Here is a 13,198-nt window from a genome sequence, read left to right as displayed (position 1 = left end):
CCCGGCCCCCATCCGGCAGCATGGGCCCCATGTCCGCACTGACGCGCAACGAAGCGCAGCTCCGAGCCCAGCTCCTCGACGTCCACCACTACGCCGTCACCCTCGACCTCACCACCGGCGACGAGACCTTCGACTCCACCACCGTCATCCGCTTCAGCGCCCGCACCCCCGCGGACACCTTCGTGGAACTGAAGCCGGAGGAACTGCGCTCCGCCACGCTCGACGGCCACCCCCTCGACACCGCCGACCTCGACGGCAACCGCCTCCCGCTCACCGGCCTGGCCGAAGGCCCCCACGAGCTGCGCGTCGACGCCCGCATGCGCTACTCCCGCACCGGCGAGGGCCTCCACCGCTTCACCGACCCCGCCGACGGCGAGACGTACGTCTACACCCAGATGTTCATGGACGACGTCCAGCGCGTCTTCCCCGCCTTCGACCAGCCCGACCTGAAGGCCGTCTTCGAGTTCACCGTCACCGCCCCCGCCCACTGGACCGTCCTCGCCAACGGCACCACCACCCGCACCGGCGACCGCGAAGCCGACGGCGCCGGCGTCTGGACCTCCGCCCCCACCCCCGTCATCTCCACCTACCTCGCCGCCGTCGCCGCCGGCCCCTGGCACAGCGTCACCACCGAACACGCAGGACTTCCCTTCGGCATCCACTGCCGCAAGTCCCTCGCCCCCCACCTCGACGCCGACGCCGACGAGATCCTCTCCGTCACCACCGCCTGCTACGACCGCTACCACGAGAAGTTCACCGAGCCCTACCCCTTCGACTCCTACGACCAGGCCTTCGTCCCCGAGTTCAACGCCGGCGCCATGGAGAACCCCGGCCTGGTCACCTTCCGCGACGAGTTCGTCTTCCGCTCCGCCGTCACCGACACCGAACGCCAGCGCCGCGCCATGGTCATCGCCCACGAGATGGCCCACATGTGGTTCGGCGACCTCGTCACCCTCGCCTGGTTCGACGACATCTGGCTCAACGAGTCCTTCGCCGAGTACATGGGCTACCAGACCCTCACCGAAGCCACCCGCTTCACCGGCACCTGGACCGAGTTCGGCATGGAACGCAAGCCCTGGGGCTACGCCGCCGACCAGCGCCCCTCCACCCACCCCGTCGCCCCCGGCCCCGACGACGTCCCCGACACCGCCTCCGCCCTCCTCAACTTCGACGGCATCTCCTACGCCAAGGGCGCCTCCGCCCTGCGCCAGCTCGTCGCCTGGCTCGGCGAGAAGGACTTCCTCGCCGGCATCAACACCCACTTCGCCCGCCACAAGTTCGCCAACGCCACCCTCGCCGACTTCGTGGACTCCCTCGCCGCCCACACCGACCGCGACGTCCGAGCCTGGGCCGACGTCTGGCTGCGCACCACCGGCGTCGACACCCTCACCCCCAAGATCCAGGAGAGCCCCGGCGGCTGGACCCTCACCGTCGACCGCAACGGCAGCCGCCCCCACCGCATCACCGCCGGCACCTACGCCCGCGCCACCGACGGCCTCCTGGAACGCACCGACCTCCTCGACCTCGACGTCCCCAGCGACGAGGTCCTCTCCGCGAGCGGCCCCCGCCCCGACCTCCTCGTCCTCAACGACGGCGACCTCGGCTACGCCAAGGTCCGCCTCGACGAGAGGTCCCTGGAAACCGCCCTGCGCGGCCTCTCCCGCATCCCCGACCCGCTCACCCGCGCCGTCGTCTGGGGCTCCCTGCGCGACATGGTCCGCGACGGCGAACTCGACCCCTTCGACTACCTCCACACCCTCGACGCCCACATCCCCGAGGAATCCGACCTCGCCGTCGTCCAGGGCGTCCTCGGTTTCGCCCGCACCCAGATCGCCGACCGGTACGTCGCCCCCGCCGACCGCGGCACCGCCCTCGGACTCATCACCTCCGCCACCCGCGACCTGCTGCGCCGCACCGAGGACGGCTCCGACCCCGGCCTGCGCCTGGCCGCCGTACGCGCCTTCATCGACAGCGCCACCCAGCCCGACACCATCGCCGCCTGGCTCGCCGACGGCACCGTCGCCGGCGGCCCCGAACTCGACCCCGAACTCGGCTGGCGGATCCTCGCCCGCCTCGCCGTCCTCGGCGCGACCGACGAGGACGCCATCGACGCCGCCCTCGCCGCCGACCCCAGCGCCACCGGCCGGCAGGGCGCCGCCCGCTGCCGCGCCTCCCTGCCCACCGCCGAGGCCAAGGCCGCCGCCTGGCAGCGCCTCTTCCACGACGACGACCTGTCCAACTACCTGTTCAGCGCCACCGCCCAGGGCTTCTGGCAGCCCGAACAGACCGCACTCCTCCAGGACCACGTCGCCCGCTACTACCCCGAGGCCATCGCCGTCGGAGCCCGCCGCGGCCCCGCCATCGGCGAAGCCGCCGGCCGCTGGGCCTTCCCCGCCCACCACGTCGACGAGGCCAACCTCCGGGCCGGCCACGCCGCCCTGGAGGACCCGGAGATCACCCCGATGATGCGCCGCGTCCTCGTCGACCAGCTCGACGACCTCGCCCGCGCCCTGCGGGTACGGGCCGCCAGGCCGGCCTAACGGATACAGCCGGTGATCCGCACCGACACCTGGGCGCTGGCCGTCAGGCCGCTGTCCGGGTCGGTGGCGGTGAACACCAGCGGATAGGTCCCGTCGGGCAGCAGCGGCACCACGAAGCCGCCCGACGGGCCCGCCCCCACCGCCACCGGCCCGTTCGGACCCTTCAACTGCCAGGACGTGTACTGCGGATCGGTGATCGCCCGGTCACCCGGCCGGGTCCGCGCCGAGGCGGAGAAGGTCTCCTCGCAGCCGCGCCGCAGCTGCCCGCCGCCCCCCGGCTGCCGGATCGCCACCGCCGGAGGCTGCGGCTGCTGCGGCGTACTCGCCGACGGCTGCGGGTTCCCGCCCTGGGACCGGCCGGGGGAGGGGGAGTTCGGGGAGCCGGACGAGGGCGGTGCGCCATGCCCCGGGGACTGCGAGGGCGACACCGACGCGGACGGGGACGCCGACGGCGAACCCGACGCGGGAACGGAAGGATCCGTCACCCCCGGCACCGAAGGGAGATCCGGCCGCCCCACCGACGTCGGCGACGGCCCCTTCGACGGCGAGGTGGCCTTCGCGTCGACCGTCGCGCAGAGAGCGCTGGCGATCATGGGCTGGGCGTCCGGTACCGAGGAGGGCCGGAGCATCTGGTCGTCCCCGCCGTGCGCCTGCGCGTCGAGGTAGACGTTGCCCGTCGAGGTCTCGGCGTCGCTGTGCTCGATCCACGCCGAATCGTGGTAGAGGCCGCCCTTCTTCTGCTGGTTCACCGCCGTGACGTGCCACTCGCGCACCCGGCCCCCCGAAGGCGTACCGGCCACCGCGGGCCCGTTCGTACCGGCGAACAGCCAGCCGTCACCGAGGTACCGCTGCGGGGCCTCCACCGCGCCGGTCTCGTTGGCCGCGGGGAAGTTGAAACCGCCCCCCAGCAGCAGCCGGTTCTTCGGACAGGCCACCGTGGCCTGCGCACTGCCGCCCGCCGCGACCGCCACCTGGGCCGTCACCACCGACACGCTCTTCAGCTTCACGCACACCGGCCGCACCGCCACCGCGAAGTTCGCCTGCGGAGCCGGCGGATTCTTGAGCTGCGTCATGCGCAGCACGTCCTCGGACCTCGCCAACGGGAACGGACGGGAGCTCAACTCCGTTCCCGGGTTGAGCCGCAACACGAAGTCGCTCCCACCGCCCGCCGCACCGCCCGGACCGGGCATCCCCGCCCCGGGTGTCAGCCGGTCCAGCGGAACCGGCGCCACCGGCCGCCCCGGCCGGACCCGGTCGGCCTTGAACTCGGCGCCCACCATCGTGTACCCGTCCGAGCAGCGCGGTGTGGCCTGCGACGTGGTCGGCGCCCCCTTGAACGGACCGTCGGTCGTCGCGTCGTGAATGCCCTCCGGACCCGCGAGCTTGTTCCCCCGGTCCAGGAACGCGTACGTGGTCGACCGGAAATTCTGGTCACCCTCCATCTGCGGCTTCGCGTTCACGCACAACGCGTACGAGGTCAGCGTCGACGCCGCGTCCCCCGGATTGAACGCCGACGCCAGCCACGCACCCCCGATGAAATAACTGCTCGTCGCGAACCCCGACCCCGCGATCGCATACCCGCCGCCCAGCGCCGTCTCGTGCGGCAGGCACCCCGCCACCGTCAACTGCTCCGCGCCCGCCGGCACCGACACCGATGTGCTGCGCTGGACCACCACCACCGGCTCCGGCCCCTGCGAGGTCCACCACACCCCCGCGCCGGCCGCACCCGCGACCACCACCACTCCCGCGGCCACCACCGCCGCCGTCTTCCCGCCGACCGCGCCGGCCACCTTCGCCCACACCCTGGATCCAGCCATCGGGCCCCCTCCCGCACCGCACGCGCGCCCCGTGCCGACGGGCACTGTAGTACCGGCGCGACCTGCCTCCCAGAGCCCTGAACCCCAAGATTTCCCCATCAGGGCCCGGGCACCCCACCCCCGCGCCCGTACCGGTCGGACGGCCGAAAACCGCCCCCGCCACAACCCGACGGTTACCCCGTTCGGGCCCGATCGTTGTACCGACCGGGTGTCCCGCCCGGCCTCGGCCACCGAGCAGCCCCCGGCCCGCGCACCCCACCCGCCCAGCCCCGGAGGCCCGCATGACCGCGCCCGTGCCCATGCCCCCGCTCGCCGGCGCAGAAGGCGGCGCCGACGCGCTGCGACCCCTCCTCGACACCGTCCTGACCGCCCTGCGCACCGGCGCCGCCGCCCGCGGCGGCCCCCTCCCCGCCGGCGGCCCGACCGCCACCGCCGCCCGCGTCCGCGCGGCACTCGGCGACATCCTGCCCGCCCACGGCACCGGCGACCACGAAGCACTCACCAGCCTGGTCCACACCCTCGCCGCAGGCGCCGCCGACCCCGCCGACCCCCTCTGCGCCGCCCACCTCCACTGCCCCCCGCTCGCCGTCGCCGCCGCCGCCGACCTCGCCGTCAGCGCCCTCAACCCCAGCCTCGACTCCTGGGACCAGGCCCCCGCCGCCTCCGCCATCGAGGAACGCCTCACCGCCACCCTCGCCGCCGAGCTCTACCCCACCCCCCACCCCGACGCCCTCCTCACCACCGGCGGCACCGAAGCCAACCAACTCGCCCTCCTCCTCGCCCGCGAACGCCACGGCCCCCGCCTCACCGTCGTCCACGGCGCCAACGCCCACCACTCCATCCCCCGCGCCGCCTGGCTCCTCGGCCTGCCCCCCACCCTCACCCTCCCCACCCCCACCGGAACCCTCGACCCCGCCGCCCTCGACGCCGCCCTCACCCACACCCCCGGCCCCGTCCTCGTCACCGCCACCGCCGGCACCACCGACGCCGGACTCATCGACCCCCTCCCCGCCCTCGCCGACGTCTGCGACCACCACCGCGCCGAACTCCACATCGACGCCGCCTACGGCGGAACCCTCACCTTCAGCCCCCGCCACCGCCCCCTCCTCGCCGGCCTCGACCGCGCCCGCTCCCTCACCCTCGACCTCCACAAACTCGGCTGGCAGCCCGTCGCCGCAGGCCTCCTCGCCGTCCCCGACACCCGCCTCCTGGCCCCCCTCGCCCACCAGGCCGACTACCTCAACGCCACCGACGACACCGAAGCGGGCCTCCCCGACCTCCTCGGCCGCTCCCTGCGCACCACCCGCCGCCCCGACGCCGTCAAGATCGCCACCACCCTGCGCTCACTCGGCCGCGACGGCCTCGCCCACCTCATCGACCGCACCTGCGCCACCGCCCACCACCTCGCCGACCTCCTCGACGCCCACCCCGGCTTCGAACTCCACGCCCGCCCCACCATCACCACGGTCCTCTTCCGACCCACCCCCGCGGACGACGACCAGCTCGCCACCCTGCGCCGCACCCTCCTCCACGACGGCACCGCCGTCCTCGGCCGCGCCACCGCCGACGGCCGCCTCTGGCTCAAGGCCACCCTCCTCAACCCCCACACCACCCCCGGGGACCTGGACACCCTCATCGCCCACCTGGAAGGCAGAACCCACCGATGACCGCCCAGCACGATGCACCCCACGACCTCGTCGGAATCGGCATCGGCCCCTTCAACCTCTCCCTCGCCGCCCTCAGCCACGGCCTCCCCGCCCAAGGCGCCGACCGCCTCGCCACCGCCTTCTACGACCAGCGCCGCGACTTCCGCTGGCACCCCGGCCTCCTCATCGACGGCGCCACCCTCCAGGTCCCCTTCCTCGCCGACCTCGTCACCCTCGCCGACCCCGCCAGCCCCTGGACGTTCCTGAACTACCTCAAGCACAAGGAACGCCTCTTCCCCTTCTACTTCGCCGAGCAGTTCCACATCCAGCGCGCCGAATACGACGCCTACTGCCGCTGGGTCGCCGGCCGCCTCCCCGGACTCCACTTCGGCCACCAGGTCGACGCCGTCCGCTGGAACCCCGAACGCGACCTCTTCGAAGTCGACTACACCCAGCTCGACGCCGACGGAGAAGCCGAAGCCCTCGGCCGCACCTACACCCGCAACCTCGCCCTCGGCATCGGCACCGCCCCCTACGTCCCCGAACCCCTGCGCCCCCTCGCCGAAGCCCCCACCGTCCCCGTCATCCACTCCGCCGACTACCTCGACAACCGCGCCCGCATCCTCGGCGCCGAACACGTCACCGTCATCGGCTCCGGACAGTCGGGCGCCGAGGTCTTCCTCGACCTGCTGCGCGCCCGCCCCGCCGGCCGCGAACGCCTCACCTGGCTCGCCCGCACCCCCTCCTTCGCCCCCATGGAGTACTCCAAGCTCGGCCTCGAACACTTCACCCCCGACTACACCCGCTACTTCCACTCCCTCCCCGAACCCGTCCGCGACCGCCTCGTCCCCGCCCAGTGGCAGCTCCACAAGGGCATCGACGCCACCACCATCGCCGCCATCCACGAGGAGCTCTACCGCCGCACCCTCCACGGCGGCTGGCCCGACACCGTCCTCACCCCCGGAGTCACCGTCCGCACCGCCGGCCGCGTCGCCACCACCAAGGTCGAACTCCACCTCGAACACACCCAGCAGGGCAGCCGCTCCCGCCTCACCACCGACGCCGTCGTCCTCGCCACCGGCTACCGGGAACGCCCCCTGACCAGCCTCTTCGCCGGCCTCGACCCCTACATGCGCAAGGACTCCTCCGGCCGCCCCCGCATCGACGACCGCTACCGCATGGTCCTCGACCCCTCCGTCGGCGGAACCGTCTTCGTCCAGAACGGCGAACGCCACACCCATGGCGTCGGCGCCCCCGACCTCGGCCTCGCCGCCTGGCGCAGCGCAGCCATCCTCAACACCCTCACCGGCAAGGACCCCTACCCCCAGCCCGACCGCACCGCCTTCACCACCTTCGGCCTCGAACAGCGCGAACACACCCGCCCCCGCCCCACCGTCGACCTCCTCCCGCTCGCCGACCACCCCTGACCCGGCAGTCAGGACCCGCCGGCGGCCCGCCGGAGCACCGCGACCGGCTGGTCGACGGCGTGGTCCAGCGTCTTCATCCCGTAGGGCTCCTGCTCGTCCTCACTGAGGCGCTCCCGCCCGTCGGGATCCCTGGAGATGTGCACCTGCATGAACGGGATCCCGTCGCCCTTCGGGATCACCCACCACATGGCGGCCCAGTCCGGCGGCTGCGTCATTCCCATGACCGCACTGCTCCGGTAGATCCTGGACCGGTAGCGAAAGAAGTCGTCACCCGGCGAGGCGAGCCACCGGGGAGGGTCCTGCACGTGCTCCTGCCCCGGGGAGTCCGCGTTCCACGACCGCGCGAGCGACTCCCGGTAGCTGTTGGCGAGCTTGCACCGGTCCGCCCGGATGAACGAAATCGTCGCCGACAGCTCCACCCGCCCCTGCCCGGCTCCCAGCGGCACCTCCACGACCGCGTCCCTGGAGAAGTCGTCCCCCGGGTCGAGACGAGAGCCCGCAGAAGAGATCTGCCCCGCCGCCAGCAGCCGCTCGCCGGCGTTGAAGTCCTCCTGCACATACGTGTCGTAGCCGGCGCCCAGCTCCTCCCGCCACCGGCCCCTCCCCGTCCCCTCCGCCCGGAACGAGCTGGGCCACAGCGTTGCCTTCCACAGCGTTCCGATCACGAAGATGCTGACGGACCCCTCATTGCGGAACGTGAAATGCGCCGGTACGAACAGCCGCTTCCCATCGGGATGCAGCACCGGCTTCCCGAACGCCACCATGAACGGCACCTTCGGCGGCGCCATGTACGGCACGTACATCGCCGAGTACGTCACGCTCGCCGAGCCGATCAGCGCCGACAGCGCGACACCCGTCGCGAAACTCCGCGGATGAGGCATCCTCCGCCACACCCGCTCCCGGGCCACCGCCCACACGGCCCCGACCGACCACGCCACCAGACAGATCCACAGCCAGAACCACCCCGCCAGATAGCCCCCCTCGCACTGGAGCACCAGCAGCACCACACCGGTCACGGCCACGGTGCTCACACCGAGCACCACCGCCGCCCCGGCATACCGCGTCACCTGCCTGCCCCAGACGTCGAGGCACGCCACGGCCGCCACCACCTCCACGGCGGCGCCCAGGAGGAAGACCACCCCCATGACCCGGCCGCCGAAGGTCAGCGCTCGCAGCGCGTCCGACAGGCCGACCTGCAGCAGCACCGAGGCCGAAGCCAGCAGTCCCAGCGCCATGAAGCAGCCCGTGGCCAGCCGCCACGCCCGCCCCCGACGGCCGTGAACGCCCACGTCGTCCCGGGGCCCACCGGTCCTCATGCCCCCCAGCATCGACGCTCCGCCCGCACGCCGCAGCCGGCACGCGCATCCGGGTGAACCCCGCCCCCGAACGCACCCGGGGCCGGGATCCGCCCCACGGCGGACCCGGCCCCGGAACGAGACGAGAGCGGAACTAGAAGACCGGTACCCCGGCCCGCGTCAGCTTCCAGTCCACCGACGCGAACTGCGCCGGGTCGATCGTCCCCTTCGCCTTCACCCACTGGATGATCGTCGTGCGGATCTCCTCCGAGTTCGACCACAGCTGCTTCGCCTGCGGCACGTGCGGGAAGTTGCCGCCACCCGACGCCCGGTAGTTGTTCACCGCCAGCACGAACCGCGCCGCCGCCTCCACCGGCTTGCCCTGGAACGACAGGTTCGAGATCCGCGAACCCGTCGGCTGCGCGATGTCGATGTCGTACGACAGCCCGTACAGCGCGTCGTAGTTGTAGTCCGGGGTCGACTCCGCGTTCGTCAGCTTCGCCGGGTCCACCACATCACCCGGTGCCGTCCGCACGTAGTACTTCGCCGAGTACTCCAGGTAGTCCTTGAGCTGCGCACCCGTCAGCAGACGCGCCTCCAGGGTGTTCTCGAAGGGGTACAGACCCGCCGCGTCCTTGATCGTCACCTGCCCGGCCGGGATCGACGCCGTCCGCGAGAAGCACGAGGCCTGCGACAGCACCGGCAGCGCCGCCCACTCCGTACCCGCCAGGGCGCCCTTGACCGTCTCCGCCTGCACATGGCTGATCAGGTCGATGATCGGCACGTCCTTCACCGGACCGTCCGCCGAGCTCATCGCCGCCTTCGAGGTGCCGATGACCTGGTTGACGTACGCCACCACCTTGCGGTGCTCGTCCGACAGCAGGTTCGTGATCTTCGGGTCCTCGGCGGCCGTGTTCGAGTTCAGCACCTTCGCCGACACCTTCGCCACCGACCATCGGCCCCGGTCCCACGTCAGCTCGAAGTCGAACAGCGTCAGCCGCTGCCCCCACTTCAGCGGCTCCGACAGCACCACGTCCTTGCCGGTCGCCTTGTTCTTCACCCGGTACTCCGGGATCTCCGTGTGCGCGTGACCCACCAGGATCGCGTCGATCCCCGGCACCTGCTCGGCCACCAGACCGGCCGCGTTCTCGATGTACGGCAGCTGGTCACCGTAGGAGGACGTACCGCTCGACCCCGAGTGCGCCGAGACGATCACCACGTCCGCGCCCATCGACCGCAGCCGCGGCACGTACTTCGCCGCCTGCTCCTCCAGACCCGGGAACGTCATCTTGCCCTGCACGTTCGCCTTGTCCCAGATCGCGATGCCCGGGTTCGTCAGACCCAGCACCGCCACCTTCACGTCCCGCCCGTGCGGAGTCCGCAGCCGGTGCATGCTGTACGGCGCGAACGCCGGCTTCAGCGTCTTCGCGTCCAGCGCGTTCGCCCCCAGCAGCGGGAAGTGACACTGCTCCTCGAACTTCTTCAGCACCGGGATGCCGTAGTTGAACTCGTGGTTGCCGATCGCCGCCGCGTCGTAGCCGATCGCGTTCATCGCCTGCGCCATCGGGTGCACCGGACCCCGGCGCGCCGTGATCGGGTCCACCTTCGCGTAGTAGTACGCCAGCTGCGTGCCCTGGATGGTGTCACCGGCGTCGATCAGGAGGGTGTTGCACCGCCCCTTCTCCGCCCGCACCTGGTTCACCAGCGTCGAGATCTTCGCCAGGCCGATGTCGTTGTGGGCCTTGTCGTCGAACTCCTTGTCCGTGAAGTAGTCCCAGTTGAAGACGTTCCCGTGCAGGTCGGTCGTCCCCATCACGGTGAACGCGTACGTCCGCTGCTTCGCCGACGGCGCGGCGGCGGCCGGCGCGGCGGCGGCCGGCGCGGCGGCCGCCGGAGCGGCCGTCGCCCCCGCCAGCGCCACCGCGGCACCCGTCGCGGCCGAAGCCCCCATGAACGTCCTACGGTCGAACCCCATGCCATCTCCCCTTGTCAGGCGTATGTCAGTACAGCGTCAAAGCGCGTGGACAACGCGCGTAGATTCTGACCGATGGGTAACAAGACGCAACACCCCACCCAGGTTTCGATCCGATGACCAGACCCGAACGGGCGACGGTGCGACAGTGAAACCATGACCCAGGACGCCCCGCACACCCCCGCCACCCACCAGCCCTACGGCACCCCCGAAGTGCCCCGCGTCGCCGTCCGCGGCGAAGCCCGCCTCGAAGTCGACCCCGAGATCGCCCGCATCGGCATCACCGTCACCGCACGCGGCACCGACCGCCGCAGCGCCCTCGACGACCTCACCCGCCGCAACAACGCCGTCCTCGACCTCGTCAAGAGCTACGGCGACCCCGTCGAGAAGCTGGAGACCGGCGCCTTCTCCATCACCCCCGAACCCGCCCGCCACGGCCGCGGCGAACGCGTCCGCGCCTACCACGGCACCGTCCACATCACCGCCGAACTCAGCGACTTCACCGCCCTCGGCGAACTCACCACCCGCCTCGCCGACCTCGAACTCACCCGCGTCGACGGCCCCTGGTGGGCCCTGCGCCCCACCTCACCCGCCCACGGCGAAGCCCGCCGCCAGGCCGTCCTCGAAGCCGTCCAGCGCGCCCGCGCATACGCCCACGCCCTCGGCGCCGACCTGGCCGCCCTCGTCGAGCTCTCCGACCTCGGCGCCGAGGACGCCACCCCCTTCGCCATGGCCGCCCCCGCCGGCGCCTACCGCTCCATGGCCTTCGCCACCGCCGAGGAGAACACCGCCCCGCCCCTCGACCTCGAACCCCAGCGGCAGACCGTCCAGGCCCAGGTCAACGCACGCTTCACGATGACCCCGCCGCAGCTCTGAACCCCGTACGAAACACCGAAACGGTGACCCCGTGGGGGTGCTCATCGGAGCACCCCCACGCACATTCAACAAATGTCAACAAGCCTTTGCCCAACGGTTGTTGAGCCGACACGCCCACCTCATTTCCTACCCTCCGGTAGGGCATACGCTCGCCCCATGCGCCGAGCGAAAATCGTATGTACCCTGGGCCCCGCCACCGACTCCTACGACCAGATCAAAGCCCTGGTCGAAGCCGGAATGGACATCGCCCGCCTCAACCTCAGCCACGGCACCTACGCCGAACACGAGGAGCGCTACCACCGCGTACGCAAGGCCGCCGACGAAACCGGCCGCAGCGTCGGCGTCCTCGCCGACCTTCAAGGCCCGAAGATCCGCCTCGGCCGCTTCCACGAAGGACCCGTACTCCTTGAACGCGGAGACGAGTTCACCATCACCGTCGAAGACCACGAAGGCGACCGCCACACCTGCGGCACCACCTACAAGGGCCTCGCCCACGACGTCACCACCGGCGAACGCATCCTCGTCGACGACGGCCGCGTCACCCTCGAAGTCACCGCCGTCGACGGCCCCCGCGTCCACACCCGCGTCATCGAAGGCGGCATGGTCTCCGACCACAAGGGACTCAACCTCCCCGGCGTCGCCGTCTCCGTCCCCGCCCTCTCCGACAAGGACATCGAAGACCTCCGCTGGGCCCTGCGCACCGGCGCCGACGTCATCGCCCTCTCCTTCGTTCGCACCGGCCGCGACATCGAAGACGTCCACCGCATCATGGACGAGGAAGGCCGCCGCCTCCCCGTCATCGCGAAGATCGAAAAGCCCCAGGCCGTCGACAACATCGACGACATCGTCGCCGCCTTCGACGGCATCATGGTCGCCCGCGGCGACCTCGGCGTCGAAATGCCCCTGGAACAAGTCCCCATCGTCCAAAAGCGCGCCATCAAACTCGCCAAGCGCAACGCCAAGCCGGTCATCGTCGCCACCCAGATGCTCGACTCGATGATCGACAACTCCCGGCCCACCCGCGCCGAAGCATCCGACGTCGCCAACGCCGTCATCGACGGCACCGACGCCGTCATGCTCTCCGGCGAAACCAGCGTCGGCAAACACCCCGTCGAAACCGTCCGGACCATGGCCCGCATCGTCGAAGCCGCCGAAGAGGACATCCTCGCCAAGGGCCTCCCGCCGCTGACCGACCGCAACAAGCCCCGCACCCAGGGCGGAGCCGTCGCCCGCGCCGCCGCCGAAATGGGCGACTTCCTCGACGCCAAATACCTCGTCGCCTTCACCCAGAGCGGAGACACCGTCCGCCGCCTCTCCCGCTACCGCTCGCCCATCCCCCTCCTCGCCTTCACCCCCGACCCCGCCACCCGCTCCCAGCTCAACCTCACCTGGGGCGTCGAATCCTTCCTCGGCCCCCACGTCGACTCCACCGACGCCATGGTCGCCCAGGTCGAAGAACAACTCCTGCGCATCGGACGCTGCCAGAGGGGCGACATCGTCGTCATCACCGCCGGCTCACCCCCCGGCGTCAGCGGCAAGACCAACCTCGTCCGCATCCACCACATCGGCGACCCCGTCCACTGACACCACCCCCACGGGAACACCGCCGCACCCCCCCGGGGGGC

At 71.7% G+C, this 13,198-nt stretch carries 8 protein-coding genes; 5 read left to right on the top strand and 3 right to left on the bottom strand.

Going from position 1 to position 13,198, the window contains the following annotated elements; translation table 11 throughout:
* The first annotated feature begins 20 nt into the window (after positions 1 to 20).
* Positions 21 to 2,540, top strand: coding sequence for an aminopeptidase N (gene pepN / locus ACZ5NJ_RS11335; RefSeq protein ID WP_468764484.1), 2,520 nt, complete (start codon positions 21 to 23; stop codon positions 2,538 to 2,540).
* On the opposite strand, the gene ACZ5NJ_RS11330 is transcribed toward pepN, so the two are convergent.
* On the bottom strand, positions 2,537 to 4,357 hold the full coding sequence (locus ACZ5NJ_RS11330; RefSeq protein WP_468764483.1) for a hypothetical protein: 1,821 nt from the start codon (positions 4,355 to 4,357) through the stop codon (positions 2,537 to 2,539). The genes pepN and ACZ5NJ_RS11330 overlap by 4 nt on opposite strands.
* Positions 4,358 to 4,650: 293 nt before the next feature.
* Here ACZ5NJ_RS11330 and ACZ5NJ_RS11325 point away from each other — a divergent pair, with 293 nt between their 5' ends.
* On the top strand, positions 4,651 to 6,024 hold the full coding sequence (locus tag ACZ5NJ_RS11325; protein ID WP_468764600.1) for a pyridoxal phosphate-dependent decarboxylase family protein: 1,374 nt from the start codon (positions 4,651 to 4,653) through the stop codon (positions 6,022 to 6,024).
* Positions 6,021 to 7,430, top strand: coding sequence for a lysine N(6)-hydroxylase/L-ornithine N(5)-oxygenase family protein (locus ACZ5NJ_RS11320; RefSeq protein ID WP_468764482.1), 1,410 nt, complete (start codon positions 6,021 to 6,023; stop codon positions 7,428 to 7,430). Before ACZ5NJ_RS11325 ends, ACZ5NJ_RS11320 begins: the two co-directional genes overlap by 4 nt.
* An 8-nt stretch (positions 7,431 to 7,438) precedes the next feature.
* On the opposite strand, the gene ACZ5NJ_RS11315 is transcribed toward ACZ5NJ_RS11320, so the two are convergent.
* Together ACZ5NJ_RS11315 and ACZ5NJ_RS11310 are read right to left on the bottom strand one after the other, a co-directional pair.
* Complete coding sequence (locus ACZ5NJ_RS11315) at positions 7,439 to 8,746, bottom strand: hypothetical protein (protein ID WP_468764481.1); 1,308 nt, start codon at positions 8,744 to 8,746, stop codon at positions 7,439 to 7,441.
* 133 nt (positions 8,747 to 8,879) lie between these two features.
* Positions 8,880 to 10,700 (bottom strand): bifunctional metallophosphatase/5'-nucleotidase, encoded by a 1,821-nt coding sequence (locus ACZ5NJ_RS11310; RefSeq protein WP_468764480.1) that lies wholly within the window; start codon positions 10,698 to 10,700, stop codon positions 8,880 to 8,882.
* A gap of 153 nt (positions 10,701 to 10,853) precedes the next feature.
* On the opposite strand from ACZ5NJ_RS11310, the gene ACZ5NJ_RS11305 reads away from it, so the two are divergent.
* Entirely contained in the window at positions 10,854 to 11,573 is a 720-nt protein-coding gene (locus tag ACZ5NJ_RS11305) for an SIMPL domain-containing protein (RefSeq protein WP_468764479.1), read from the top strand.
* Positions 11,574 to 11,729: 156 nt separating this feature from the next.
* Entirely contained in the window at positions 11,730 to 13,157 is a 1,428-nt protein-coding gene (gene pyk, locus ACZ5NJ_RS11300) for a pyruvate kinase (RefSeq protein WP_468764478.1), read from the top strand.
* Positions 13,158 to 13,198 lie beyond the last annotated feature (41 nt).

It is taken from the genome of Streptomyces sp. NPDC032091 (genome assembly GCF_055580265.1).
This window is presented reverse-complemented; position numbering and strand designations above follow the sequence as displayed.